This is a genomic window from Streptomyces coeruleorubidus (assembly GCF_008705135.1).
GTDB classification, from domain to species: domain Bacteria; phylum Actinomycetota; class Actinomycetes; order Streptomycetales; family Streptomycetaceae; genus Streptomyces; species Streptomyces coeruleofuscus.
This window is the reverse complement of sequence record NZ_CP023694.1, coordinates 1,428,583-1,454,759: the sequence shown is the minus strand read 5'-3', so window position 1 is coordinate 1,454,759 and position 26,177 is coordinate 1,428,583. Positions and strand designations below refer to the sequence as shown.

The window sequence follows — 26,177 nt, the reverse complement described above, 5'->3', positions numbered from 1 at the left end:
CACGTCTGTGTTCGAGCCACCGTCCACAGGTCCATGGGCGGCCGGACCAGGCATGGAATGTCCCATTCCGCCCTGCGGCTACGCGCGTTGCGCAACTGCGAGGGCCCAAAAAATGGACTCCTGTCTACTCCGAACAGAGGTACGTCGTTCGGCCCGTTTCGACTCAGGCCCGGACGCTCCGCCGGCAGGGCGGGCGTCCGGGCCGACGGATCCGCGTCAACTGACGGATTCCGGGGGCAGGCTGACGCGAGCCGTGCGCCGCTCGCCGTCCAGAACCCGCAGCGCCCGGCCGAGCGTGCCGGCGTGCAGTTCCGTCTCACCCCGCTGGTGCATCAGGGTCAGCGCGTCACGCAGCGCCGTCGCCCTGCCCACCAGGGCCTGGGCGGCGCGCAGTCCGCGGTAGGTGTCGCCGGGCAGCGCCGGGTTGATCCGGCCGAGCAGGTCGACGACCTCCAGATAACGGTCGATCAACTCCGCCTCGGCGCGGGTCAGCGCGGGCAGTGGCGGCAGTTCGGGCGGGAGCACCGGCGCTCACTCTCCGGTCGGCGGGGCCAGGGTGGCCTTGCGGTGGGGGACGATCCGGTCCACCAGGCCGTACTCCACCGCCTCCTGGGCGGTCAGGACCCTGTCCCGCTCGATGTCCTCGCCGACCTGTTCCCGGGTACGGCCCGTGTGCCGCGCGAGCAGCTCCTCCATGCGGGTCCGGATGCGGGTCAACTCGTCGGCCTGGATCGCCAGATCGCTGGCCTGCCCGCGGACCGGCTCGGGCAGTGCGGGCTGATGGAGCACCAGGCGCGCGTCCGGCAGCGCGAATCGCTTGCCGGGTGTGCCCGCCGCCAGCAGCACCGAGGGGGCCGCGCCGGCCTGGCCCAGGCAGATCGTCTCCACGTCGCAGGAGACGTACTGCATCGTGTCGTAGATGGCCGACAAGGCGTGGAAGGTGCCGCCGGGGGAGTTGATGTAGAGCGAGATGTCGCGGTCGGGGGCCTGGTGTTCGAGGTACATGAACTGGGCCATCACGTCGTTCGCCGAGGTCTCGTCCACCGCCGTCCCGAGGAAGACGATCCGCTCCTCCAGGAGCTTCGAGTACGGATCCATGGTCCGTTGCCCGGACGCCGTGCGTTCGGTGAATTCGGGCAGCACGTAACGGGCGGACGGTCGGGTCATGGTGAACCCCTCCTCGCGGCAGAGCCGTCTCCGGCGACAGCTGTCTCTGTAAAAAATGTACAGGACGTACATGACGTTATGATGGCTGTATGGCCTACGAGATTCCGGTGACACAAGCCAGGGCTGAGCTCGCCGACCTGATCAACCGCGTGGTGTACGGCGGTGAACGCGTCGTCGTCACCCGGCACGGCAAGCCCCTCGTCGCCCTCGTCTCAGCCGATGACCTGCGGCGACTGGAGGAGGCCGCGGAGCTCGCGGAACTCGCGGAGCCTGCCGAGGAGCAGGTGATCAGCGCGGTCTCCACGGTCCGCGAGGTCGCGTCCGCTCCTGGCGAACCCCAGCGGTTCGGCATCGCGGCGGAGCACCGGAGGGCCGGCAGGGCCTGACAACGACCGTGCATCCCCGTCCGCCTGCGGCGGGGACGCACGGTCGCTTCTGTGACGCCGCCCGGGCGCGCGGCGGGGCGGTGGTCAGCCGACCGCCGACGGCTCTCGCCGGTCGGGCGTGGGCTCACTGCCCGTCTTCCGTGCCCGGAGCGAGCTGCCGAGCAGTACGGCACCCAGGCCCAGTGCCGCCCACCAGGTCAGGGTCAGCGCGGGGCCGGTCGCCGCCGCGCCGTCGAAGAACGACACCGAGCGCAGCAGTGTCGTACCCGCGCCGGGCGGCAGCCACTGGCCGATCGCGCCGGCCGGCTCCGGCAGCATCTGCGGGGCCGAAGTGGCGCCGGAGAAGGGGTTGCCCAGCAGCATCACCAACGCGGCGCCGATGCCCGTGCCGGCGGGGCCGACCAGGGCGGCGAGGCCCGCGACGGCACCGCTGACGGCCGCCGTGGACAGGCCGAGCACCGCTGCCTCCGCCCACCAGTCGCCGCCGAGCGCCCCGAGCCAGCTGTGCGCTATCCCGGCCGCGACCGCGCCCACCAGGGCGGACGCGCCGAGCAGCGCGAGCACGGCCCGGACGCCGCGCAGTCCCAGCAGGGTGACCACCGCGCCCGCCGCGATGCCGGCCAGGGCGAGCGGCAGTACGGCGGCGTTCAGCACCGCGCCGCGTGGATCACTGGCGGGGGTGGGTACGACGTCGACCGTCTCGACCTGTGCGCCCCCGGCGGCGGCCTGCTGTGCCACGGCCTGCTGGAGGAACTGTGCGACAGTCGGTCCGGCCGCGGACGCGGTGAGCAGTTCGGGCCCCTGCGGCGTGACCACGACGGCGCCGTAGACGCTGCGGTCCTGGATGGCGTCCCGGGCGGCGGCCTCGTCGGCGTAGCGGTGGATCTCGAAGGCGCCCTCGTGCCGCTCCAGCTGCCGCTCCACCTGGGCCGCCGCGGCGGGCGATCCGGCCACGCCCAGCGGCAGGTCGCGGGGTGCTGTACGGGAGGCCGGCCAGGCGAAGGCCCACAACGCGAGGGCTGCTAGGACGGGCACGAGGACGACGACCGCGATCAGTCGGCGGTTGCGGGCAGGCATGAGGGTCTCCTGAAGCGAGCGGAACCGGAGCGGGAGCTGAGCTGGAGCGCTAAAAAGAAGGATCGTTCGTTTTTGCTCTGCTCTCACCGTGCTCCGCTCGCGGTGGCTTGTCAAGAATGAATATTCGTTTTACGTTAGGGATCATGGCCCGCGTGTCCCAGGAACATCTCGACGCCCGCCGCCGCCAGATCCTCGACGGCGCCGCGCTCTGCTTCGCCCGCAACGGCTTTCACGCCACGTCCATGCAGGACGTGCTGAAGGAGGTCGACCTTTCGGCGGGTGCGGTGTACCGCTACTTCAGCGGCAAGGAGGAGCTGATCGGAGCGATCGTCGCCGAGGTGCTCGGGTCGGTCCGCGGAGCCTTCGAGGAAGCGGCCCGGCAGAGTCCGCCCCCGCCGCCCGACGAACTCGTCGCCTCCGTCCTCGGTAAGACGCTCGCCGCTCGTGAGTCCCTGGTCGTCGACGGCCGGCCCGCCTTTCCGCGGCTCGTCATCCAGGTCTGGACGGAGACGCTGCGCAACGAGGAGCTCGCGGCCCTGCTGCGGGAGGGCTACGGCTCGGTCCGCGCGGCCTGGGGGAGGATCGTCGAGGGCTACCAGGAGGCCGGGATGATGCGGGCGGACGTGGCGCCGGACGATGTGGCCCGCACGATGATCGCCGCCGTGCTCGGGTTCATCGCACAGCAGTCCCTCGTCGGGCCGGCCCCGGTCGAGATCCTCCGGGACGGTCTGCGGGCACTGATGAGCATGCGGGGCGAGGACGCCGCAACCGGTGGATCACAGCTCGGTTAACGTGCTCGAAACGCGGTCCAATTAGCCTGCCGCTCCACGCCACCTGGCACTTTGCCCCGTGGCCGCGGCAACCGGGCCCCGCACGGTCCGGAGCGAGGACTGTGAGGTGGGACGTGCAACTGACCCCGCACGAGCAAGAGAGGCTGCTGATCCACGTGGCGGCCGACGTGGCCGAGAAGCGCCGGGCCCGCGGGCTGAAGCTGAACCACCCCGAGGCGGTCGCCCTCATCACGTCGCACATCCTCGAAGGTGCCCGCGACGGCCGTACCGTCGCCGAACTCATGTCCTCCGGACGCAAACTGCTCACCCGGGACGACGTCATGGAAGGCGTCCCGGAGATGATCCACGACGTCCAGGTCGAGGCCACCTTCCCGGACGGCACCAAGCTCGTCACCGTCCACGAGCCCATCGTCTGAGAGAGGTCTCGATGATTCCCGGAGAGATCCTCTTCGCCGACGACCCGATTGCGTACAACGAGGGCCGCGAGGTCACCCGGCTCACCGTCCTCAACGCCGCCGACCGGCCCGTCCAGGTCGGCTCCCACTACCACTTCGCCGAGGCCAACCCCGGTCTGGAGTTCGACCGCGCCGCAGCGCGCGGCAAGCGGCTGAACGTCGCCGCCGGCACGGCCGTGCGCTTCGAACCCGGGATCCCCGTCGACGTCGAACTCGTTCCGCTGACCGGCGCCCGTGTCGTGCCCGGTCTGCGCGGGGAGACCGGAGGTGCCCTCGATGCCTGAGATCTCGCGTGCCGCGTACGCCGACCTGTTCGGCCCGACGACCGGCGACCGGATCCGGCTCGCCGACACCGATCTGCTGGTCGAGATCGAGGAGGATCGCTCCGGCGGGCCCGGGCTCGCCGGTGACGAGGCCGTGTTCGGCGGCGGCAAGGTCATCCGCGAGTCCATGGGCCAGGCGCGTGCCACCCGGGCGGAGGGCACGCCGGACACCGTCATCACCGGCGCGGTGATCATCGACCACTGGGGCATCGTCAAGGCCGACGTCGGCATCCGGGACGGGCGGATCACCGGGATCGGCAAGGCCGGCAACCCCGACACCATGGACGGCGTCCACCCGGACCTGGTCATCGGCCCCGAGACCGAGATCATCGCCGGCAACGGGCGGATCCTCACGGCGGGCGCGATCGACGCCCACGTGCACTTCATCTGCCCGCAGATCGCCGACGAGGCGCTGTCCTCGGGCGTCACCACCCTCGTCGGCGGCGGTACGGGCCCGGCCGAGGGCTCCAAGGCCACCACCGTGACCCCCGGGCCCTGGCATCTCGCGCGGATGCTGGAGGCCATGGAGGCCTACCCGCTCAACATCGGCCTGCTCGGCAAGGGCAACACCGTCTCCCACGAGGCGATGCTGTCGCAGATCCGGGGCGGCGCACTCGGACTGAAGCTGCACGAGGACTGGGGCTCGACCCCGGCCGTCATCGACGCCTCGCTGACCGTCGCCGGACAGACCGGCATCCAGGTCGCCATCCACACGGACACCCTCAACGAGGCCGGGTTCGTCGGCGACACACTCGCCGCGATCGGCGGGCGGGGCATCCACGCGTACCACACCGAGGGCGCCGGCGGCGGGCACGCGCCGGACATCATGACCGTGGTCTCCGAGCCGCACGTGCTGCCGAGCTCCACGAATCCGACCCGGCCGTTCACCGTCAACACCGCCGAGGAACACCTCGACATGCTGATGGTGTGCCACCACCTCAACCCGGCCGTGCCGGAGGACCTGGCCTTCGCCGAGTCCCGGATCCGGCCGTCCACGATCGGCGCCGAGGACGTGCTGCACGACCTGGGCGCGATCTCGATCATCTCCTCCGACTCCCAGGCCATGGGGCGCGTGGGAGAGGTCATCATGCGGACCTGGCAGACCGCCCACGTGATGAAGCGGCGCCGCGGTGCGCTGCCCGGGGACGGCCGTGCCGACAACCGCCGGGCGCGCCGGTACGTCGCCAAGTACACGATCAACCCGGCACTCGCCCAGGGCCTGGCCCGGGAGATCGGCTCCGTCGAGAGCGGCAAGCTGGCCGACCTGGTGCTGTGGGAGCCGGCGTTCTTCGGCGTCAAGCCGCAGCTCGTGCTCAAGGGCGGGCAGATCGCCTACGCGCAGATGGGCGACGCCAATGCCTCGATCCCCACGCCACAGCCGGTCCTGCCGCGCCCGATGTTCGGGGCGATCGGGCGGGCACCCGCAGCCAACTCCCTGAACTTCGTCGCCCCCCTGGCCGTCGAGGACGGGCTGCCGGAGCGGCTCGGCCTCGGGAAGCGGTTCGTGGCGATCGAGTCGACGCGCGGAGTGACCAAGGCCGACATGCGGGAGAACGACGCCCGGCCCGAGGTACGGGTCGATCCCGACAGCTTCGCCGTGCACATCGACGGCGAGCTGGTCGAGGCGGCACCGGCGGCCGAACTGCCCATGGCCCAGCGGTACTTCCTGTTCTGAGGACGTCCTGATGTCACGTGCGGCACTTCTCGTCCTGGCCGACGGCCGCTTTCCCGCCGGCGGCCACGCCCACTCCGGCGGCGCGGAGGCGGCGGTCAAGGCCGGCCGGATCAGCGGGGCGGCGAGCCTGGCGGACTTCTGCCGGGGGCGGCTGCAGACGGCCGGCTCGGTGGCGGCGGCCCTGGCGGCGGCCGCCGCGCTGGGGATCGACCCCGTGGCACTGGACCGTGCCGCGGACGCCCGTACGCCCTCGCCCGCGCTGCGCGTCGCCGCGCGCAAGCTGGGGCGGCAGCTGATGCGGGCCGCCCGGGCGACCTGGCCGTCCGCCGAACTGGACGCGCTGGCCAGGGAGTTTCCCAAGGGGGCGCATCAGCCGGTGGTGCTCGGGCTGGCGGCGCGGGCGGCCGGTCTCGGGCCGGTCGACGCTGCGTACTGCGCGGCGTACGAGAGCGTCAGCGGGCCGGCCACGGCGACGGTGCGGTTGCTGAGTCTGGATCCCTTCGACGCGACGGGGGTGCTGGCCCGGCTGGCGCCGGAGACGGACCGCGTGGTGGACCGGGCGGTGGAGGCGGCGCGGAGGGTGGTCGACGAGGGCGTCGACGCGTTGCCTGCGGGGTCGGCGCCGCTGCTGGAGATCGGGGCGGAGATACACGCGGGCTGGCCCGTGCGGCTGTTCGCTTCCTAGGCAGAACCCCCCCCAGCCCACCACTCGAAATCAGTCGGACAAGAACGTAGGAGCCGCCCCATGCACCTCGACCACGACCACACCCACGACGGTCCCGGCGCCGTGAGCGCCGACGCCCTGCGGCCCGACGGCGGCCGCAGGGCCCTGCGGATCGGACTCGGCGGGCCCGTCGGGTCCGGGAAGACCGCCACCGTCGCCGCGCTGTGCCGCGCGCTGCGGGACGAGCTGTCCCTCGCGGTCGTCACCAACGACATCTACACCCGCGAGGACGCCGAGTTCCTGCTCCGGGAGGCCGTGCTGCCGCCCGAGCGGATCACGGCGGTGGAGACGGGAGCCTGTCCGCACACCGCGATCCGGGACGACATCTCCGCCAACCTGGAAGCGGTGGAGGACCTGGAGGACGCCGTCGGGCCGCTGGACCTGGTCCTCGTGGAGTCCGGTGGGGACAACCTCACCGCGACCTTCTCCAAGGGGCTCGTCGACGCGCAGATCTTCGTGATCGACGTGGCGGGGGGCGACGACATTCCGCGCAAGGGCGGGCCGGGCGTGACCACCGCCGACCTGCTCGTCGTCAACAAGACCGACCTCGCCCCGTACGTCGGTTCCGACCTCGCCCGGATGGCGGCCGACGCCAAGGCGCAGCGTGCCGAACTGCCGGTCGTCTTCCAGTCCTTGCGGAGCGAGCCCGGGGTGGCGGACGTCGCCGCCTGGGTGCGTGCGCAGCTCGCCGCGTGGGCGGCAGGAGCGTGAACAGCTCCGGGGTGCGGTCCGTCGCGACGATCGTCGCCCGGGACGACGGCCGGGGCGGGACGGCCCTGCCCGTGCTGGAGAGCGACGGGCCGCTGGCGCTGCGGCGCACCCGCGGGAGCGGGGCCGAGGCGCGGGTCATGCTGGTCGGGGCGATGAGCGGACCGCTCGGCGGCGACCACTTCACCGTGCGGGCCCGGGTGGAGGAGGGTGCGCGGCTGTCCGTCGGCTCGGCCGCCGCCACCATCGCCCTGCCGGGGCAGACCAAGGGAGAGGCCCGTTACGATGTCCGGCTCGACGTCGCCGACCAGGCCGAACTGCACTGGCTGCCTGAGCAGTTGATCTCCGCCCAGGGCAGCGACCTGTACGTCACGACCCGCATCGAACTCGCCGCCACGGCCCGGCTCGTGCTGCGCGAGGAGCAGGTGCTCGGGAGGGTGGGTGAGGAACCCGGGCGGCTGACGAGCCGGCTGACCGTACGGGTCGCCGGGCAGGCCGTGCTCGACCAGGAACTGGCCTGCGGGCCCGGCGCGCCGGGCGGCTGGGACGGTCCCGCGGTACTCGCGGGGCATCGGGCGGTCGGGCAACTGATCGTCGTACGACCGGAGTTCGCCGCCGAGCCGGTGCCGGCCCGGGCGCTGGGGGAAGGGGCCTCGGTCGTCCCGCTCGCCGGTCCCGCCGCCCTGGTGACCGCCGTGGCGCCGGACGCGCTGCGGCTGCGACGGCTGCTCGACGAGGCGCTGGCCTCACTCGTGCGGATGTAGAGATCCGCTCACTCCCCGAACCAGGCGTCCTCCGCCGTGTAGTCGAACAGGTCCGGGTAGATCCGTGCGAGAGTCGGGAACGCCTCCCGCCAGTCCTGCCCGGACAGCCGGCGGGTGAGCCAGTCGACCGTCTCCGGCAGGCTCTCGGGGTAGGACACGACCGGCCGGTAGCCCAACTCCCGTTCCGCGGCGGACATGTCGAAGACCACCGGCAGCTCCACCGACCAGGGCGAGCTGCCCACGGACGGCGAGGGTGCGGCCCCGTCCACCAGGACGGTCTCCGTCTCCACCCCCATCACCGCGTCCACCGCCGACCCGATCTCGGCCACCGTCGGAGGCTGCGGATCGCAGGCGTTGAGCACCCGCGAGCCGGGCCGGGCGGCCGCCAGCCGGATCAGTTCGGCGATGTTGCGGGCGGCCGACGTGTGGAAGAGGCTCTCACCCCGGTGGGCGAGCACCCTCCTTCGCCGGCCGTCGAGGTTCCGTTTCACGAAGTACAGCTCGCGGGGGAGCGGGCTGTGGGGACCGTGGATCGCGCCCGCGCGCAGCAGGGTCGTGGGCAACCGGTCGCCCGCCGCGAAGAGTTCCCTCTCCAGGGCGGCCTTGCCGGTGCTGTACGTGGCGTCCCCCGGCGGGACCGTCGGCTGGTCCTCCCGTACGGGCACGGGGTACTGCGGGAAGCCGCCCGGCTCGCTCATCGTGTCGAAGCCGCGGCCCGTGCCGTCCCCGTACACCGACACCGTCGACACGACCACGGCCGAGCCGACGCGGTCGGCCAGTCCGGTCAACTGCCGAGCGTGCCCGGCCCCGTAGGCGACGATGTCGACCACGAGGTCGCAGTCGTCACCGATCAGCGCGCCGAGCGCTGCGTCGTCCGCGCGGTCCAGCCGCCGCGTCCGTACCTCGCCGGGCCAGCTCTCGTCCCGGGCCCCGCGGCGCGACGCGGCCGTCACCTCCCAGCCGTCCCGCGCCAGCGCCTCCACCGCGGGCCGTCCTATCTGCCCGCCGGCCCCGATCACCACAGCACGTCTCATGCTGCGACCGTAGAGGGGCGGGACGGCCGGGGAGACGGCTTCTGCCGACAGCAGAGCCTCAAGTGAGCGGCAGGCGCGGGAACTTCCGCTCCTTCGCGGCGGCCGCGGCCTCCTCGGCCTTCACGACGGCCGCGTACTGGTCGACGTACTCCTGCTCGGACAGGGAGAGGATCGCGTACATGATCTCGTCGGTGACGGCGCGCAGGATGGCCTTCTCGCTCTCCATGCCCTCGTAGCGGGAGAAGTCGAGGGGCTTGCCGAAGCGGATCACGACGGGGTGGACGTTGGGGATGACCTTGCCGGGCGGCTGGGCCTCGAAGGTGCCGATCATCGCGCAGGGGATGACCGGGACACCGGCCTTGAGGGCCATGACCGCGACGCCCACCTTGCCCTTGTAGAGCCGGCCGTCGTGCGAGCGCGTGCCCTCCGGGTAGATGCCGAGCAACTCGTCCTTGCTCAGCACGCCGAGGCCCTCGCGGATCGCCGCCTGCCCGGCGTCCTTGCCCGAGCGGTCGACGGGGATCTGCCCGGCGCTGCGGAAGAACGACGCCGTCAGCCGGCCCTTGATGCCCGGGCCCGTGAAGTACTCGGCCTTCGCGAGGAAGGTGATGCGCCGCTTGAGGACGGCGGGCATCAGGAAGTGGTCCGAGAACGACAGGTGATTGCCGGCGACGATGGCGGCGCCCTCCGCCGGAACGTGCTCCAGGCCTTCTATTCGAGGCCGGAAGACCAGCCTCAGCAGCGGCCCGAGCAGCACGTATTTCAGCAGGTAATAGAACAAAGCGGGCGCTCCTCGACTCTTGCGGTGGACTCAACCGCCGCGTTCCAGCAGGTCAACCGGCATGTCGTGGGGTGCCAGTGTAGGTGCAGGCATGGCCACCGGGCACCTCGTGCGACGGGACCGCGCCGATCCTTCACCGATTGACTGACGGTCAGTCAGTGAGGTGCATCCGATGGTGCTCATGCGGCTGGGGAGGACCGCGGGACCAGCGTGCTGCTCCACCCGGGTGACCGGCAAGCCGAACGGGTGGCGTGGCGGGATACGAGGGGTGCCTGGCCAACCACTGGCTCTTGCGGCCTTCCCGAGTAGTCTGCGAAACATGCGGATCTCTGTTTCCTCGGACATGGACGAGCCCGTCGCCCGCTCCCTCGTGGCCGCGCTGAGCGAGCGAGGGCACGAGGTGCGCCCGCACGGCGCGCTGCGTCCCGGGGACGACCCCCAGTGGGCGGTGTGCTCCGAGGCCGCGGCCCGCGAGGTCGCCGACGGGACGGCCGACCAGGCCGTGGTGTGCTGCTGGACCGGCACGGGCGCCTCGATCGCCGCGAACAAGGTGCCGGGCGTCCGGGCCGCCCTGTGCACGGACGCCTACACGGCCGACGGGGCGCGCCGCTGGAACGACGCCAACGTCCTCGCGCTCAGCCTGCGGCTCACGTCCGAGCCGCTGCTGAAGGAGATCCTCGACGCGTGGTTCGCCGGCGAGCCCAGCGCGGACGCCGAGGACCGGCAGAACGTGGACCGCGTCAGGCTGCTCGACCACGGCAACACGCGCCGGTAGGTCACCCTCACAGCCGCACGACGATCAGCGCGGTGTCGTCGGTGGCGCCGCCGGGCGGCAGCAGTTCCAGCAGGACCGTGTCGGCGAGGGTCTCGGGATCCTGGTCCCGGTTCCGGTCCAGCGCGTCCGCGAGACGGGCCAGGCCGGTGTCGATGTCCTCGCCGCGCCGCTCGACCAGGCCGTCGGTGTAGAGCACCAGAGTGGCGCCCGGAGTGAAGGCCGTCTGGGCCTGGGGTCTCGGAATCGGGTCGGGGCGGGCGTCGAGCGGCGTGTCGGTGGCGCCGTCGAGGAACTCGGCGCGGCCGTCGGGGTGGACCAGCACGGGCGGCAGATGGCCGGCGCTGCTGTAGGTGATGGTGTGCCGGATGAAGTCGATGAAGGTCGTCACGGCGGTCGCCGACTCGGCGCCGTCGACCACGTGGGCGTAGCGCCCCAGTACGTCCAGGGCCTGGGCCGGGCCCTCGGCGACCCGGGAGGCCGCGCTGAGCGCGCTGCGCAGCTGGCCCATGACACCGGCGGCCTCCAGCCCGTGCCCGACCACGTCGCCCACGGACACGCCGACGCGGTGGCCGTCGACCAGGTCGACCAGGTCGTACCAGTCCCCGCACACGTTGAGCGCGCCCACGGCGGGCCGGTACCGGACGGCGGCCCGGTGGTGGGGGCTGACCTGACGGCGGGCGGGCAGCATCGCCTCCTGGAGGGCCAGCGCCACCTCGCGCTCCCGGGAGTGCGCCTGACGCAGCCGCTCGTTGAGCTCCTGGAGCTCGCGGGCGCGGGTGTACAGCTCGGCCTCCAGGACCCGGGACCGGCCGCCCCGGCCCCCTCCCGAGCGGCCCCGGGCCCGGATCAGCTCCGTGACCTCCTCGACACGGTGCAGGATCAGCGCCACCTTGCCGTCGGGGCCGAGCAGCGGCGCGTTCACCGGACTCCAGTAGCGCTCGTGCCATTCCCCGGGCCGCTCGGGATCCTCGACGTCGTAACGCTGGAGGGCCATGGCGTCGCGCTCCCCGGTCGCCAGGACCCGGTACAACGAGGCTTCGAGATTGCGCATGCCCGTCGAGGCGGGGTCGTTGGGGTTGTCGGGGAAGACGTCGAACAGGTAGCGCCCGACCAGCTGCTCGCGGGAGCGCCCGGACACCCGGACGAACTCGTCGTTGACGTCCGCGTACACCAGCTCGGGCGTCAGCAGCGCCACCATGCCGGGCAGGGTCTGGAACACCGCCGTGTAGTCGATCGCCGAATCCGTCATGGCCGCCGCCTCACCACTGCCGGGAGACCAGTTTCCCACGGTATGGGAGAACCGGGCCCGGGCGTCACTCCAGGAGCGCCGCCACGGGCAGCTCGGCGAGCTCCGTCAAGGACTGCTCGGCCCAGATGATCTTCCCGTCGGCGACGAACCGCGTGCCCCACCGCTGGGTGAGCTGGGAGACCAGCAGCAGACCGCGCCCGCCCTCGTCCGTCGTACGGGGGTGGCGCAGATGGGGCGCGGTGGCGCCGCTGTCCAGGACCTCGCAGACCAGGGCGCGCTCCCGGATCAGACGGAGCCGGATGGGCCCGGTGGCGTGCCGTATGGCGTTGGTGACCAGCTCGCTCACCACCAGTTCGGTCGTGAACGCCAGCTCGTCCAGCCCCCAGTGGGCGAGCTGCCGGGTGGCCGTGCGGCGGGCGTCGGCGACGAGTGCCGGGTCGGGGTCCAGGTCCCAGGCCGCGACCTGCTCGGTGCCGAGGCGTTTCGTACGGGCCATCAGCAGGGCCACGTCGTCGTACGGGCGCGCCGGAACCAGCGCGTCGACGACGTCCCGGCAGCGCGCGTCCAGCGGGCCCGCCCCTTCCAGCGCCCGGCGCAGGCGTTCCCGGCCGGCGTCGACGGCCCAGGTCTCCGCCCGGGCCAGCAGCCCGTCGGTGTGCAGGGCGAGGGTGCTGCCCTCCACGAGGGACAGCTCGACCGCCTCGAACGGCGGACCGCCCACGCCGAGCGGTGGCCCCTGCGGAAGATCGATGAACGTGACGGAGCGGTCGGGCAGCACCACGGCCGGTGCGGGATGCCCCGCGGCGGCCATCGAGCATCCGCCGTCGACCGGGTCGTAGACGACGTACAGACACCCGGCGCCCACGCACTGCGTGCCCGCGGAGCCCGCCGCGCCCGGTTCGGCGCCTTCTTCCCGGGCCGACCGCGCCACCAGGTCGTCGAGGTGCGCCAGCACCTCCTCGGGCGGCAGATCCTGAGCGGCCAGCGTCCGTACGGCCGTCCGCAACTGCCCCATGGCCGCGGCGGCGTCGATGCCGTGCCCGGGCACCTCGCCCACGACGAGCGCGACGCGCGCCCCGGACAGCGGGATGAGGTCGTACCAGTCGCCGCCCAGGCCGGTCAGCTCGTCGGCCGGCCGGTAGCACGCGGCCGCCTCGACCGCGTCCTGCTCGGGGAGCCGGTGGGGGAGCAGGCTGCGCTGGAGGACGAGCGCGGCGTCGCGCTCGCGCGTGTAGCGCCGGGCGTTGTCCACGCAGACGGCCGCGCGGGAGACGAGGTCCTCGGCCAGCCGCAGGTCCTCCTCGTCGAAGGGTTCCCGGCCGTGGCGCCGGAAGAAGGTGGTGATGCCCAGGGTGGTGCCGCGCGCCCGGACCGGCACGATCATCACGCTGTGCAGGCCCAGCTCCGAGAACGCGGGCCGTCGGCCGCCCGGGACGTCCGTGACCCACACCCGGTCCAGTGGATCGAGCCGCTCCGCGTGCCAGGGCCGTCCGGTGGTCAGGCAGCGGATCGGGGGCGACCCGGCCGGGTACGCCGTCACCTCGCCGATCCCGACGACGGCCTCCGGGCCGCACTCCTCCGTGGCCCTGTTGCCCGCCCGGCGCAGCGCCACCCGATCGGTGTCCACGAGCGGCCCGGGCGTCAGCTCGGCGCCCCGCAGCACCGTCTCCAGCAGGTCCACGGTGACGAGGTCGGCCAGTCCCGGCACGGCCACGTCGGCCAGTTCCTGCGCGGTGCGCGTGAGGTCCAGGCTGCGGCCGATGCTCTCGTTGGCGCGGTCCAGGAGCGCCAGCCGCTGCCGGGCGCGGTGCCGCTCGGTGATGTCGACGACCGTGTAGTACACGCCCATCGGGCGGCCCCGGTCGTCCTCGAGCCGGGTGAACGACAGCATGTGCGCGGTCTCGCGCAGCGGAGCCGACAGCACGCGGCCCACGTGCTCGTACCCGACCACGGGCTCGCCGGTCTCCAGCACGTGCCGCATCTGCGCCTCGACCGCCTGGGCGTCCAGGCCCGGCTGGACGTCCGCGAAGCGCAGACCGAGCCGCCGGGCCGGCGGTCCGCCGCCGAACTGCTCCAGGGCCGCGTTCGACCATACAAAACGCAGGTCCGTGTCCACGATCGCGATACCGACCGGGGCGTCGGACACCATCCGTTCCAGCACCGTGCGGCTCATGTCCCAGCCGGGCGCGTCGGCCAGCTCCGACAGCAGCGCCAGCCAGCGCGCGCCGCCGTGCGCCTCCTCGGCCGAGGTGATCCGGGCCGCGACCCTCACGGGCTGCCCGTCCCGGCGGCGGGCCGTCAGCAGCCCCGTCCAGCCACCGTCCCTGCGGCACCGCTCGACCAGGTCCGGCATGCGCTGCGCGTCCTCGGCCGTCAGCAGATCCGCCAGCTTCCTGCCGACGGCCTCGGCGGCCGGGTACGCCAGCAGCCGCCCGGCCTCACCGGTCCAGCCCGTCACCACGCCCTGCGGATCGAGCAACAGGGGCGCGGCGTCGGCCACATCGAACCGCTGCCGGGCAACGCCGTACTCCTCGTGTTCGCCCACGGCCGACCTCTCTGTCGCTGAGAGTGGTCTACCACCTCTTGCCTCAATCTTCACCCTTCCGGCATGTGGGGGCGGCTTGTGCGGCCGGTCGGGGCGGCTTGGGGCGTTGTCTGGCGACCTCGGACAACCCGCCCCCTGCCTGGCGGCCTCCGACCCCGCCCCCTCCCAGGCACATCCAACTCCCTGCCTTCATGCCGGGCGGCCTCGGGCAACCCGCCCCACCGTCTGGCGCCTCCGGCCTCGCCCCCTGCCTGGCGGCCTCCGTCATCGCCCGCCCGTCAGGCGACCTCCGACCTCGACGCTCCGCCAGGCGGCGCCCCGCCATCAGCCCCCGCCACGGCGGCCTGCGCCGCAGCGCCGCGCCTCTTACCGCAACACCTTCTCCAGCGACCCGAGCGCCCCCTCGAGCTCCTCGGCCGTGATGGTGAGCGGTGGGGCCAGGCGGATCGTGGAGCCGTGGGTGTCCTTGGCCAGGATTCCCTCCCGCATGAGGCGCTCGCTGATCTCGCGGCCCGTGCCGAGCGCGGGGTCGATGTCGACGCCCGCCCACAGGCCCCGCGAGCGGAAGCCGACGACGCCCTTGCCGACCAGCCCGGTCAGGCCGTCCCGCAGGATCGCGCCCAGCTCGGTCGCGCGGCGCTGGAAGTCGCCCGTCTCCAGCAGTTCGACCACCGCCGTGCCGACCGCGGCCGCCAGCGGGTTGCCGCCGAAGGTCGACCCGTGCTCCCCGGGGTGCAGCACCCCGAGCACCTCCCGGCGCCCGACCACCGCGGACACCGGCACGATGCCGCCGCCCAGCGCCTTGCCCAGCAGCACCACGTCCGGCACGACCGACTCGTGCTCGACCGCCAGCGTGCTGCCCGTACGGCCGAGCCCGGACTGGATCTCGTCCGCGACGAACAGACACCCCTTGCGGCGGGTCAGCTCGCGCACGCCGGCCAGGTAGCCGTCGTCCGGAATGATCACCCCCGCCTCGCCCTGGATCGGCTCGATCAGCACGGCCGCCGTCGTCTCGTCGACCGCCGCCTCCAGCGCGGCCAGGTCGTTGTACGGCACGATCCGGAAACCCGGCGTGAAGGGGCCGAACCCCTGCCGCGCCGTCTCGTCCGTGGAGAAGCTGACGATCGTCGTCGTACGGCCGTGGAAGTTGTCCGCCGCGACCACGATCGTCGCCCGGTCGGCCGGGACGCCCTTGACGTCGTACGCCCACTTGCGGGCCACCTTCACCCCGCTCTCCACCGCCTCCGCACCGGTGTTCATGGGCAGCACCATGTCCATCCCGGTCAGCGCCGCCAGCCGCTCCGCGAACTCGGCGAGCCGGTCGTTGTGGAAGGCGCGGGACGTCAGGGTCAGCCGGTCGAGCTGGCGGTGGGCGGCCTCGATCAGCGCCGGGTGCCGGTGGCCGAAGTTCAGCGCCGAGTAGCCGGCCAGCATGTCGAGGTAGCGCCGCCCCTCCACGTCCTCCACCCAGGTGCCCTCGGCGCGGGAGACGACCACGGGCAGCGGATGGTAGTTGTGCGCGAGGACCGGCTCCTCCGCGCGGATGAGCTCCTCGGAGCCGCGGGTCTCCGGCGAGTCCTGGGTACGGACGGGTGCGGTCATGAGCGGATCTCCCGGATCTCCTGGGTGCAGCACTTGATGCCGCCACCGGCCTTCTGGAACTCGGACAGGTCGACGGGGACGGGGACGTAGCCACGGTCGGCGAGCCGGCCGGCCAGGCACGTCGCCCCCGGTGAGATGAACACGTGCCGCCCGTCGGAGACGGAGTTGAGCCCGAACGCCATCGCGTCCTCGCGGGTGGCGAGCACCGCGTCCGGGTACAGCCGGGACAGCACCTCGCGGCTGCCCGGCGAGAACGCCTCGGGGTAGTAGGCGATGGTGTCGTCGTCGAGGACGAACAGCGCCGTGTCCAGGTGGTAGAAGTACGGGTCCACCAGCGTCAGACCGATCACCGGCATCCCGAAGAATTCCTGCACCTCGCTGTGGGCCTCACGGGTGGTACGGAAGCCCGTCCCGGCCAGGATCCAGCGGCCGGCCGGCACCAGGTCGCCCTCGCCCTCGCACACCGACTCGGGGTGATACACCTCGTAGCCCTCCGACTTGAACCACGCCTCGTACGGCACGGACTCGGGACGGCGCTCGGGCGCGTGGAAGAGGGAGCCGAAGACGCGGCCGTCGACGACGACCGCCGCGTTCGCGGCGAAGACCATGTCGGGCAGACCGGGCACGGGTTTCACAGTGTCCACGGTATGGCCGTGGGCACGGTAGGCGTCGACCAGCGCCTGCCACTGGTCCAGCGCGCGGATGACGTCGACGGGTTCGCCGGGACGCATCCACGGGTTGATCGCGTACTGCACGGCGAAGTGTCTGGGCTCGCAGACGAGGTAGCGCCGCCGGCGCGGCACACGGGAGTCGGGCACAGAGGGGTCCCTCCGCTTCCTCACGGTGTGTGACTGGGGGTTGACACCAAGGTAGGAACTGAGGGAGGTGGCCGACAAGGAACATCAGTTGCGCGTCAGCGCAGGAATGCTGCGTCTTGACGCCGGTCAGCGCACGCCTGCTGCGCCGCCCGGGGACTCCTCCGGCGCGGGCTGGCTGGCACCAGCCTCCGGACTCTCCGGGAGCAGATGGGACAGCACCATCACGCTGATGGTCTTCCGGATGAAGGGCTCCTGGCGGATCCGCTCCAGCACCTCCTCGAAGTGCTCCACGTCCCGCGCCCGCACGTGCAGCAGCGCGTCCGCACCGCCCGTCACCGTCATCGCCGCGGTGATCTCCGGGTAGTCGCGCACGACCTCGGCGAGCCGTCGCGGCGGGGCCGCACCCTCGCAGTACACCTCGACGTAGGCCTCGGTCCGCCAGCCCAGCGCCGACGGCTTCACCGTGGCCGTGAACCCGGTGATCACGCCCCCTTCCCGCAACCGGTCGACCCGGCGCTTGACCGCCGTGGCCGACAGCCCGATCGCCGTGCCGATCTCGGCGAAGGACGTCCGGGCGTTCGCCATCAACGCGGTGATGATCTTCCGGTCGAGTTCGTCGAACGGCGTGGACCTGCTGTTCATGCGGGCACTGTATCCACCGGCACCCCGTCCCGCGCCCGGCCCGGCGAGGCCGCCTCCTCCCGCGCGGACGTCCACCCCCGGCACATGTCAAGACGTGCGGATCGCCCCTACACTCCGGGTTCATGCTGCGTGCCCTGGCTGTCGACGACGAACGCCCCTCGCTGGAGGAACTGCTCTACCTGCTGCACGCGGACCCCCGCGTCGGCAGCGCGGAGGGCGCCGGCGACGCGACCGAGGCGCTGCGCCGCATCAACCGCGCCCTGGAATCCGGTCCGGGCGGACCCGAGGCGATCGACGTCGTCTTCCTCGACATCCAGATGCCCGGTCTCGACGGGCTCGACCTGGCCCGGCTGCTCACCGGCTTCGCCAGGCCGCCGCTCGTCGTGTTCGTCACCGCCCACGAGGACTTCGCCGTCCAGGCCTTCGACCTCAAGGCCGTCGACTACGTCCTCAAGCCCGTCCGCAAGGAACGGCTCGCCGAGGCCGTACGGCGGGCCGCGGAGCTGCGCGGCACCGCGCCCCGCATACCCGTGAGCGAGCCGGACCCCGACCACATACCCGTCGAGCTCGGCGGCGTGACCCGCTTCGTGGCCGTCGACGACATCACCCACGTCGAGGCCCAGGGCGACTACGCCCGCCTGCACACCGACAAGGGCAGCCACCTGGTCCGCATCCCGCTGTCGACCCTGGAGGAGCGCTGGCGCTCCCGCGGATTCGTCCGCATCCACCGCCGCCACCTCGTCGCCCTGCGCCACATCGGCGAACTCCGCCTCGACGCGGGCACCGTCAGCGTCCTCGTCGGCTCCGAGGAACTCCAGGTCAGCCGGCGCCACACGCGCGAACTGCGCGACCTGCTCATGAGGAGGCCGTGACGGTGCCCCAGGATCACACCGAGCGCCGCGTCGTCGTCACCGGCCCGCCCCGCCAGGCCGGCCGGGCCACCTCCGGCTACTACCGCCCGCGCACCGAGATCGACGAACAGACCACCCTCGGTCACACCTACGTCCGCTCCCTGATGCGCACCCAGCTGCGCGCCGCCCTCACGGTCTTCGCGATCCTCGGCCTGCTCGTCGGCCCCCTGCCGCTGCTGTTCGCGGCGATGCCCGACGCCCGCCGCCTGGAGTGGGCCGTCCTCGGCTTCGGCCTCTACGCCCCGCTGGTCCTGCTCGCCCGCTGGTACGTCCGCCGCGCCGAGCGCAACGAGCGCGACTTCGTACGCCTCGTCGAAGACCGATGAACTCCCATTACGCCGTCCCCGCCGTCGCCCTGGTCGTCATCGCGACGGTCCTCGTGGGCGCCTTCGGCCTGCGCATCTCCCGCACCACCTCCGACTTCTACGTCGCCTCCCGCACCGTCGGCCCCCGCCTCAACGCCGCCGCCATCAGCGGCGAGTACCTCTCCGCCGCCTCCTTCCTGGGCATAGCGGGCCTCGTGCTGGTGCAGGGCCCCGACATGCTCTGGTACCCGGTCGGCTACACCGCCGGCTACCTGGTCCTGCTCCTCTTCGTCGCCGCCCCGCTGCGCCGCTCCGGCGCCTACACGCTTCCCGACTTCGCCGAGGCCCGCCTCGCCTCCCAGGCCGTACGGCGGCTGGCCGGTGCCTTCGTCGTCGGCGTGGGCTGGCTGTATCTGCTGCCCCAGCTCCAGGGCGCCGGACTGACCCTGACGGTGCTGACCGGGGCGCCCGACTGGCTCGGCGGAGTGATCGTCGCCGTCGTCGTGACCGCCACCGTCGCCGCCGGCGGCATGCGCAGCATCACCTTCGTCCAGGCCTTCCAGTACTGGCTGAAACTCACCGCCCTGCTGGTCCCCGCCCTGTTCCTGGTCCTCGCCTGGCAGAGCGACGGAGCCCCCCGCCACGCCTTCGACGAGCCGGCCACCTTCCGTGAGCAGCGCGTCGTCCGCGTCGGCGACAGCATCGACCTGAAACTGGACCGGCCCCTCACCGTCACGGTGACCGGCACGGTGGACGGCCGCACGCACACCGGCACCCGCCTCGACCTGCCCGCCGGCACGCACCGCGTCGAACGCGGCACCCGGCTCACGTTCGCCGAGGGAGCGGCCGTCCCCGAGGCGCAGCGCAGCGGCGGCGGTGACCTGTCGCCCGCACCGGCCGAGAGCGGCGAGGAACGCCCGCTGTACGCCACGTACGGGCTGATCCTCGCCACGTTCCTCGGCACCATGGGCCTGCCGCACGTCGTGGTCCGCTTCTACACCAGCCCGCACGGCGTCGCCGCCCGCCGCACCACCGTCGCGGTCCTCGGCCTGATCGGCGCCTTCTACCTCCTGCCGCCCGTCTACGGCGCCCTCGGCCGCATCTACGCCCCCGAACTCACCCTCACCGGCGACACGGACGCCGCCGTCCTCCTCCTGCCCGACCGCATCATCGGGGGAGTGGGCGGCGATCTGCTGGGCGCGCTGGTGGCGGGCGGCGCCTTCGCCGCGTTCCTGTCCACCGCTTCGGGGCTCACCATGGCCGTCGCGGGCGTGCTCACCCAGGACGTCCTGCCCGCGCGGGGCGTACGGCACTTCCGGCTCGGGACCGTCCTCGCGATGGCCATGCCCCTCGCGGCGAGCGTCCTGGTCGGCAGCCTCCCGGTCGCCGACGCGGTGGGGCTCGCCTTCGCCGTGTCCGCGTCCTCCTTCTGCCCGCTGCTCGTCCTCGGCATCTGGTGGCGGCGGCTCACCCCGCCCGGCGCGGCCGCCGGCATGCTGGTCGGCGGCGGCTCGGCCCTGCTCGCCGTCGCCGCGACCATGACGGGCTACCCGGGCGAGGGCACGCTGCACGCCCTGCTCGCCTGGCCCGCGCTCTGGTCGGTGCCGCTCGGCTTCCTCACCATGATCCTGGTGTCCCTGGCCACCCCCGGCCGGGTGCCGCCGGGCACGGCGGCGGTCCTGGCCCGGTTCCACCTGCCCGAGGAACTGCGCACGGAGGTGTCGGCATGAGCGGATTCCTGGCCGGCCTGTGCGTCGCCGTACTCCCGGTGCTCGCCCTGGGCGTCTGGCTCGGCCGGCGCACGGCACGCCCCCAGAGCCTCGGTGGCCTGGGCACCCCCGTCGAACACGCCACCTTCGAGACCCTGCACACCGCCACCCTCGCCGCGCCCCCGCTGCGGGCCGGGCTGACGGAGGAGACCGCCCGCAAGTCCGCCCGGAAACTGCGCTCCCTGCTCGGCACCGACGCCCTCTGCCTGACGGACCGCAAACAGGTCCTGGTCTGGGACGGCGACGGCGCCCACCACCGCACCGAGATCATGGAACGCCTCGCCGGCCCTCTGGAGACCGGCCGCGGCGAGGCCTTCCAGCTGACCTGCGACCTCCTCGACTGCCCGGTGCGCTGGGCGGTCGTCGCCCCGCTCACCGTCGACGACCGCGTGCACGGCGCCCTCGTCGCCTGCGCGCCCCGCGAGTCCGCGGTCCTCGTCCGGGCGGCCGGCGAGGTGGCCCGCTGGGTGTCCGTACAACTGGAGCTCGCGGACCTGGACCAGTCCCGCACCCGCCTCATCGAGGCCGAGATCAAGGCGCTGCGGGCCCAGATATCCCCGCACTTCATCTTCAACTCGCTCGCGGTGATCGCCTCGTTCGTCCGCACCGACCCCGAGCGCGCCCGCGAACTGCTCCTGGAATTCGCCGACTTCACCCGCTACTCGTTCCGCCGGCACGGTGACTTCACCACCCTCGCCGACGAACTCCACGCCATCGACCACTACCTGGCGCTCGTGCGGGCACGCTTCGGCGACCGCCTCTCCGTCACCCTCCAGATCGCCCCGGAGGTGCTGCCCGTCGCCCTGCCCTTCCTGTGCCTCCAGCCGCTCGTCGAGAACGCCGTCAAGCACGGCCTGGAGGGCAAGGCCGACAAGTGCCACATCCAGATCACGGCCCAGGACGCGGGCGCCGAGGCCCTGGTCGTCATCGAGGACGACGGCGCCGGCATGGACCCCGGACTGCTCCGCCGTATCCTCGCCCGCGAGGTCAGCCCCTCGGGCGGCATAGGGCTCTCCAACGTCGACGACCGGCTCCGCCAGGTCTACGGCGACGACCACGGCCTCGTCATCGAGACCGCCACGGGTGCGGGAATGAAGATCACCGTCCGGCTCCCGAAGTACCAGCCGGGCGTGCATTCGGCCGGACGGCTGATCCCGGAGTGAGCTCTCAGGTGCTCTTCGTGGTGACCACCATCCCGACGGTGATCAGGCCCAGGACGACCCAGCCGAACCACAGCCAGCCGTTGCTGCCGAGCGCCACCGTGTAGGCCGTCACCAGGACGAGGCCGCCGACGGTGACGACTCCCATGGTCTTCGTCGCGTTCGAACCGTTCGTGGAACCGGGCATCGCAACACCCTCCTCATGGTTCTGTTCCCCCCATGGTGCCCCCGTTCTGCCTCCTGACAGTGCAGACGACGACATGAGTACCGGATTTCCAGGGTCCGTCACTGGTCCAGGAACCGGCTTCGTAGACGGACGGATCGAAGCCGTAGTCGCGCGGCGCCACGTCCCGGGCGCACGCGGCGTCCGACGAGGTCCGGGCCTCGGCGAGCGTCACGTCGCCGCCCAGTCGGGTGAACCCGAGCACCTGCTGGTCGTACCGCCCGCCACACGGCACCAGCCGCGCCTCCCGGCTCGAACGCACGTCCAGGCAGTCGCGCTTCTGCATGGTCGCGGTGTCGGCGAACGCCGTACCGAACCTACGTCGCTCCCCGAGCGGCCCGTACAGCGGCCCGTGCGCGCCGAGGACCAGGCAGGCGGTGCGCCGCCCCGCCGCCGCGAACCCGGCGCCGCTCGGCACCACGGCATGGCCGCGGACATCGGCGAGCCGGTCCCGCAGCTCCCGGGTCCGCTCCTCGCACCGGGCCGGTCCCAGCTTCCGTGCCTCCTCCGCCGAGGCCGCCCCGACGAACGCCACCACCTGCCCGTCGGGCGCCTTGTCCCCGCAAGTCGGGTCCAGGGAGAGCCGGGGCGTGCCGGCGAACCGGACCCCGCCCGGCCAGTCGACGAGGACACAGTCCCCGTCCGCCAGCGGCTTCCCCAGCCCCACGGCCTCGCCGTACGGTGCCGCCGTCCCGCCACCCGCCCGGTCGGCCAGCGCGTACCAGACGCCGCCGAGCGCGAGGACCAGCCCGAGCCCGCAGGCGGCGACGGCCCGGAGGGCGGGGGAGCGCCGCCGTCGCCGAGCCCCGGAGGCGGCGGCCACGGGCCCGAGACGGTCCGGCCCGGTCGGCGGCACGGGCGGGGTCTCCCACGGTGACGGCGATCCGGGATCGGTCCGGGTCCGCTCGTACGCGTCCGACTGGGGCGTGACGAGCGCCGACAGGCCCGCCTCCGCCTCCTGCGCGGTCATCCGCAGCTCCGGATCCTTGGCGAGCAGCCCGCGCAGCACGGGCTCCAGAGCCCCGGCCCGCACCGGAGGCAGCGGGTCCTCCGTGACCACGGCGGTGAGTGCGGCCAGGTGCGATTCCCGCTCGAAGGGGCCACGGCCCTCGACGCCGAAATACAGCGTGCAGCCCAGCGAGAACAGGTCGGCGCCCGGCGTCGGCGCTCTGCCGGACGCCCGCTCCGGCGCCAGATACCCCGCCGTGCCGACCAGCGCGGACGCCATCGTGTACCGCGTCTCGCCGGCGTCCGGCTGCACGGAGATGCCATAGTCGGCGAGCAGCACCCGCCCGTACGGAGAACCCGCGCGGTCCGGCGCGAGCAGGATGTTCGCCGGCTTCACGTCCCGGTGCATCACGCCCCGCTCATGCCCCGCGGTCAGCGCGTCGAGCACGGCGAGACCGACGCGGGCGCACTCGGCCGGAGCGAGCGGTCCGCGCCGGGTCACCAGCTCCCGCAGGTCCACGGCGCCGGTCACGTACTCCATCACGATCCACGGCAGCCCCTCGTGCTCCAGCACGTCGTGGACCGTCACCACATGCGGGTGTCCGCGCAGACCGGCCGCGTGCCGGGCCTCCGCCCGGGCCCGCGCGACCCGCGCCTCCCGCTCGTTCCCGGCCTCGGCCGGGTCGCGGAACACGATCTCCTTCAGCGCGACCTCGCAGGCGAGTCTCTGGTCGTGGGCGAGCCAGACGTGCCCCATGCCGCCGCTGCCGAGCCGGCGCAGCAGCAGGTAGCGGCCGGCGACGATCCGGCCCACTCCCGACGTCGGTGATCCTGAGGACATCCGGTGACTCCCGGGTTCGGCGGGGGTGCGGTGCTAGACGGTGGCGCTCGGGGCGGGCGGCGTGGTCGCCGGAGCGGTGGGCACGGGGGCGGTCGTCGCAGGCGTGGTCGTCGCGGGGGCACTGGACGCGGGCGTGCTGCTCACGGGCGGCGGTGCGCTGCTCACGGGCGGCGCCGCACTGCTCGTGACCGGTTCACCGGCGGGAGGAGAACTGGTGGTGCTCGGGGGAGGTGAGCTGGTGACCCGCGGCGGTGAGCCGGTCGCCGTCGGCGCTGCGCTGCTCCTGGGCGCGGCGCTCGTCGGGGGCGGCACGGAGCCGGACGGTGCCTTCGACGGGGGCTGACGAGAAGGCGCGGGGCCGGTACTCGTCGGAGAGGGCCCGGTACTCGTCGGCGGCCTGGAGCCGGCAGGGGGAGTGGAGGACGCCGAGGGCGATGGTGTCGGCGTACGCCCCTCCGTCCGCGACTCCGCCGCCACGCTCAGCGTCACGTACGCCCCGAACCGCAGCTCGGCCCCCGCGGCCGGGTCGGACGCGATGACCCGCGCACGGCCGGAAGGCGGCTCCTCACCCCGGAACGCGACCGCCAGCCCCGCTTCGGCCAGCCGCCGGCTCGCCTCCCCGAACGTCGTCCCGGCGAGGGGCGGCACGGCCCGCCGCTCCGTCGCGTCGAAGCCGGTGTCGGCCTCACCCGTCGTGCCGACGGGCCGCTCGATGCCCCGGCCGGAGTCCTGGACGTCGACGAGGGTGATGCGCTCCAGCTTCCGGGGAGCGGGCCGTACGACCACCACCTCGGCGCGGTCGTAGCCCTGCCACTTCTCGTTGCCGTCCCCGAACGTGACGGATATCCGGCTCGTGTCGCCTTCGAACGGCCGCAGCGGATTTCCGCACGAACATTTGACCGACGGAAGTCCCTGTTCATCGACGAGAATCGCGATTCCCGCCTGGAGCAAGGCCCGGAAGGGAACAGCCTTTCCCTTTTTGTAGTCGTGGTTCAGTGCGAGGGTGTCGTGGCGCAGGAGAACCGGTGTGAGCCGGTCGAGATATCCCGGAATCTCGTCCGCACGCAGATCGAGGGCGGCCGCCCACACCCGCGCCTTGTGATCGTTGCGCGGCTCGGTGAGGAACCGCTTCAGCCGCTCGACATCACAGATCCCCGGCTGCTCGGTCCCGCCGTACAGCCCCGGCGTGTCCCCCTGCTGGAGGCCGCCCGGCACGGCCCGAGACCGCACCTGGGCGTCCCGGCCGAGCCCGCTGTCCTCGGCGAAGAAGGGCGTCAGGGACGGAACTCCCGCGGCGACCGCCTTCACCTCCCACAAGGACCTGCCCGAATCGCACCCCCCGAGAGCAAACAGAAAAGCGACCAGGACAGCGATCCTCCGCATCACCGCTCCCCCCTGCGGTTCCCCCGACGCGTTTCATGCTACTGAAGGAAAAAGCTATTCAGCCGCGTTGTGGAGAAAGAGCAGAGCGAGAACGAGCGGGTGCTTTGGGGCGTGGGAAAAGTCAGTTCCCGCGTGCGTGCAGCGAGCTCAAATAGGCGTTGTACGCCTCGAGTTCCTTGTCCCCGTTCCGGTCGGCGGCCCGGTCCTCGCGCCTGGCCTGCCGCTGGTCCGAGGCGTACCACTGGAACAGCAGCGCGACCAGCACCAGCACGGACGGGATCTCGCTGAACGCCCAGGCGATGCCGCCCGCCGCGTTCTGGTCGGACAGCGCCTCGATGCCGAGCGAGGCGGGCGGGTTCTTGAACGTCTCGACCATCGGCTCGGACGCCATCATCAGCGCGATCCCGAAGAACGCGTGGAACGGCATGCCCGCGAACAGCTCCAGCATCCGCATGAGATAGCCCGGCCGGTGCGGGCCCGGGTCCACGCCCATGATCGGCCAGAAGAACACCAGGCCGACGGCGAGGAAGTGCACCATCATCGCGATGTGGCCCGGCTTGGAGCCCATCAGGAAGTCGAACAGCGGTGTGAAGTACAGCCCGTACAGGCTGGCGATGAACAGCGGGATCGTGAACGCCGGGTGGGTGACGATCCGCATGTAGTGGCTGTGCAGGAACATCAGCAGCAGCTCACGGGGCCCCTTGCGGCCCCGCCCCGCCGTCGGCAGTGCGCGCAGCGCCAGCGTGATCGGCGCCCCGAGCAGGATCAGGATCGGCGAGACCATGCTGATCACCATGTGCTGCACCATGTGCACGCTGAACATGACCATGCCGTAGTCGTTCAGCTGGGTGCACATCACCAGCATGATGCTCAGCACGCCGATGACGAAGGCGACCGTCCGCCCCACCGGCCACTTGTCCCCGCGCCGCACCAGCCGCACGACACCGCACCCGTACAGCGCCAGCGCGGCCAGGCAGGCGATGAGGAAGAACGGGTCGGCCGACCACTCCAGCCCTCGTCCCAGCGTGAACGGCGGCAGATCCATGGTCATGCCGTGCCCGCTGTGATCCATACCGCCGGCTCCTGTTTCGTGGGGGTGTGCAGCAATCTGTCCGCCCCAA

The 26,177-nt window shown here is 72.6% G+C and carries 27 protein-coding genes; 13 read left to right on the top strand and 14 right to left on the bottom strand.

The genetic code is table 11. The features are described from left to right. Positions 1–216: 216 nt before the first annotated feature. Both CP976_RS06560 and CP976_RS06555 read right to left on the bottom strand, forming a co-directional pair. Entirely contained in the window at positions 217–525 is a 309-nt protein-coding gene (locus CP976_RS06560) for a hypothetical protein (protein WP_150479467.1), read from the bottom strand. 6 nt (positions 526–531) lie between these two features. Further along, positions 532–1,167: an ATP-dependent Clp protease proteolytic subunit gene (locus tag CP976_RS06555; protein WP_150479466.1), complete on the bottom strand. Its 636-nt coding sequence runs from the start codon at positions 1,165–1,167 to the stop codon at positions 532–534. A gap of 89 nt (positions 1,168–1,256) precedes the next feature. Between CP976_RS06555 and CP976_RS06550 the strand changes: the two genes are divergently transcribed. Continuing rightward, complete coding sequence (locus tag CP976_RS06550) at positions 1,257–1,553, top strand: type II toxin-antitoxin system Phd/YefM family antitoxin (RefSeq protein ID WP_150479465.1); 297 nt, start codon at positions 1,257–1,259, stop codon at positions 1,551–1,553. Positions 1,554–1,637: 84 nt separating this feature from the next. Here CP976_RS06550 and CP976_RS06545 read toward each other — a convergent pair whose 3' ends face one another. Then, positions 1,638–2,630: an ABC transporter permease gene (locus CP976_RS06545; RefSeq protein WP_150479464.1), complete on the bottom strand. Its 993-nt coding sequence runs from the start codon at positions 2,628–2,630 to the stop codon at positions 1,638–1,640. Between the two features lie 143 nt (positions 2,631–2,773). Here CP976_RS06545 and CP976_RS06540 point away from each other — a divergent pair, with 143 nt between their 5' ends. The 7 genes from CP976_RS06540 (at position 2,774) to CP976_RS06510 (ending at position 8,070) form a co-directional block, all read left to right on the top strand. Then, on the top strand, positions 2,774–3,421 hold the full coding sequence (locus CP976_RS06540) for a TetR/AcrR family transcriptional regulator (protein ID WP_150479463.1): 648 nt from the start codon (positions 2,774–2,776) through the stop codon (positions 3,419–3,421). A gap of 113 nt (positions 3,422–3,534) precedes the next feature. Then, the gene (locus CP976_RS06535; RefSeq protein ID WP_086852524.1) at positions 3,535–3,837 is read left to right on the top strand and encodes an urease subunit gamma; all 303 of its coding nucleotides are present in this window, start codon (positions 3,535–3,537) and stop codon (positions 3,835–3,837) included. Positions 3,838–3,848: 11 nt separating this feature from the next. Beyond that, positions 3,849–4,160 carry an urease subunit beta gene (locus tag CP976_RS06530; RefSeq protein ID WP_086852527.1) on the top strand — a complete coding sequence of 104 codons (312 nt, stop codon included), beginning with the start codon at positions 3,849–3,851 and terminating at the stop codon, positions 4,158–4,160. Next, positions 4,153–5,874 carry an urease subunit alpha gene (locus tag CP976_RS06525; protein ID WP_150479462.1) on the top strand — a complete coding sequence of 574 codons (1,722 nt, stop codon included), beginning with the start codon at positions 4,153–4,155 and terminating at the stop codon, positions 5,872–5,874. Before CP976_RS06530 ends, CP976_RS06525 begins: the two co-directional genes overlap by 8 nt. A gap of 10 nt (positions 5,875–5,884) precedes the next feature. Beyond that, positions 5,885–6,559: an urease accessory protein UreF gene (locus CP976_RS06520; protein ID WP_150479461.1), complete on the top strand. Its 675-nt coding sequence runs from the start codon at positions 5,885–5,887 to the stop codon at positions 6,557–6,559. Between the two features lie 60 nt (positions 6,560–6,619). Beyond that, the gene (gene ureG / locus CP976_RS06515; RefSeq protein ID WP_150479460.1) at positions 6,620–7,309 is read left to right on the top strand and encodes an urease accessory protein UreG; all 690 of its coding nucleotides are present in this window, start codon (positions 6,620–6,622) and stop codon (positions 7,307–7,309) included. Further along, entirely contained in the window at positions 7,306–8,070 is a 765-nt protein-coding gene (locus CP976_RS06510) for an urease accessory protein UreD (protein WP_229876070.1), read from the top strand. The genes ureG and CP976_RS06510 overlap by 4 nt, the downstream gene beginning before the upstream one ends. An 8-nt stretch (positions 8,071–8,078) precedes the next feature. Here CP976_RS06510 and CP976_RS06505 read toward each other — a convergent pair whose 3' ends face one another. Together CP976_RS06505 and CP976_RS06500 are read right to left on the bottom strand one after the other, a co-directional pair. Beyond that, positions 8,079–9,104, bottom strand: a complete 1,026-nt coding sequence (locus CP976_RS06505) for an NAD-dependent epimerase/dehydratase family protein (RefSeq protein WP_229876073.1) — start codon at positions 9,102–9,104, stop codon at positions 8,079–8,081. 58 nt (positions 9,105–9,162) lie between these two features. Continuing rightward, positions 9,163–9,885 (bottom strand): lysophospholipid acyltransferase family protein, encoded by a 723-nt coding sequence (locus CP976_RS06500; protein ID WP_150479458.1) that lies wholly within the window; start codon positions 9,883–9,885, stop codon positions 9,163–9,165. A 319-nt stretch (positions 9,886–10,204) separates the two neighbouring features. Here CP976_RS06500 and CP976_RS06495 point away from each other — a divergent pair, with 319 nt between their 5' ends. After that, positions 10,205–10,660: an RpiB/LacA/LacB family sugar-phosphate isomerase gene (locus CP976_RS06495; RefSeq protein ID WP_150479457.1), complete on the top strand. Its 456-nt coding sequence runs from the start codon at positions 10,205–10,207 to the stop codon at positions 10,658–10,660. Between the two features lie 7 nt (positions 10,661–10,667). Here CP976_RS06495 and CP976_RS06490 read toward each other — a convergent pair whose 3' ends face one another. The 5 genes from CP976_RS06490 to CP976_RS06470 form a co-directional block, all read right to left on the bottom strand. Continuing rightward, entirely contained in the window at positions 10,668–11,909 is a 1,242-nt protein-coding gene (locus CP976_RS06490) for a PP2C family protein-serine/threonine phosphatase (RefSeq protein WP_150479456.1), read from the bottom strand. Between the two features lie 64 nt (positions 11,910–11,973). Next, the gene (locus CP976_RS06485) at positions 11,974–14,454 is read right to left on the bottom strand and encodes a SpoIIE family protein phosphatase (RefSeq protein WP_150479455.1); all 2,481 of its coding nucleotides are present in this window, start codon (positions 14,452–14,454) and stop codon (positions 11,974–11,976) included. Between the two features lie 366 nt (positions 14,455–14,820). Further along, positions 14,821–16,056: an ornithine--oxo-acid transaminase gene (gene rocD / locus CP976_RS06480; RefSeq protein WP_150479454.1), complete on the bottom strand. Its 1,236-nt coding sequence runs from the start codon at positions 16,054–16,056 to the stop codon at positions 14,821–14,823. Continuing rightward, entirely contained in the window at positions 16,053–16,874 is an 822-nt protein-coding gene (ddaH, locus tag CP976_RS06475) for a dimethylargininase (protein WP_150479453.1), read from the bottom strand. Before ddaH ends, rocD begins: the two co-directional genes overlap by 4 nt. Before the next feature lie 126 nt (positions 16,875–17,000). Continuing rightward, on the bottom strand, positions 17,001–17,516 hold the full coding sequence (locus CP976_RS06470; protein ID WP_150479452.1) for an Lrp/AsnC family transcriptional regulator: 516 nt from the start codon (positions 17,514–17,516) through the stop codon (positions 17,001–17,003). A gap of 122 nt (positions 17,517–17,638) precedes the next feature. On the opposite strand from CP976_RS06470, the gene CP976_RS06465 reads away from it, so the two are divergent. The 4 genes from CP976_RS06465 to CP976_RS06450 are packed head-to-tail and all read left to right on the top strand — an operon-like array spanning position 17,639 to position 21,664. After that, positions 17,639–18,388, top strand: a complete 750-nt coding sequence (locus CP976_RS06465; RefSeq protein ID WP_086599212.1) for a LytR/AlgR family response regulator transcription factor — start codon at positions 17,639–17,641, stop codon at positions 18,386–18,388. 2 nt (positions 18,389–18,390) lie between these two features. Further along, positions 18,391–18,753 carry a hypothetical protein gene (locus CP976_RS06460; RefSeq protein ID WP_086853243.1) on the top strand — a complete coding sequence of 121 codons (363 nt, stop codon included), beginning with the start codon at positions 18,391–18,393 and terminating at the stop codon, positions 18,751–18,753. Continuing rightward, a complete protein-coding gene (locus CP976_RS06455; protein WP_150479451.1) occupies positions 18,750–20,462 on the top strand; it encodes a sodium/solute symporter in 1,713 nt (570 codons plus the stop codon). The genes CP976_RS06460 and CP976_RS06455 overlap by 4 nt, the downstream gene beginning before the upstream one ends. Further along, positions 20,459–21,664, top strand: a complete 1,206-nt coding sequence (locus tag CP976_RS06450; RefSeq protein ID WP_150479450.1) for a sensor histidine kinase — start codon at positions 20,459–20,461, stop codon at positions 21,662–21,664. Before CP976_RS06455 ends, CP976_RS06450 begins: the two co-directional genes overlap by 4 nt. Before the next feature lie 4 nt (positions 21,665–21,668). Here the strand turns inward: CP976_RS06450 and CP976_RS06445 are convergent, their stop codons facing one another. From CP976_RS06445 to CP976_RS06430, 4 genes are all read right to left on the bottom strand, one after another. Beyond that, a complete protein-coding gene (locus tag CP976_RS06445) occupies positions 21,669–21,848 on the bottom strand; it encodes a hypothetical protein (RefSeq protein WP_150479449.1) in 180 nt (59 codons plus the stop codon). 13 nt (positions 21,849–21,861) lie between these two features. Next, the gene (locus CP976_RS06440) at positions 21,862–23,673 is read right to left on the bottom strand and encodes a serine/threonine-protein kinase (protein WP_150479448.1); all 1,812 of its coding nucleotides are present in this window, start codon (positions 23,671–23,673) and stop codon (positions 21,862–21,864) included. A gap of 33 nt (positions 23,674–23,706) precedes the next feature. Next, a complete protein-coding gene (locus CP976_RS06435) occupies positions 23,707–24,981 on the bottom strand; it encodes a DUF6777 domain-containing protein (RefSeq protein WP_308430055.1) in 1,275 nt (424 codons plus the stop codon). A 196-nt stretch (positions 24,982–25,177) separates the two neighbouring features. Next, positions 25,178–26,128: a cytochrome c oxidase assembly protein gene (locus CP976_RS06430; RefSeq protein WP_150479446.1), complete on the bottom strand. Its 951-nt coding sequence runs from the start codon at positions 26,126–26,128 to the stop codon at positions 25,178–25,180. Positions 26,129–26,177 lie beyond the last annotated feature (49 nt).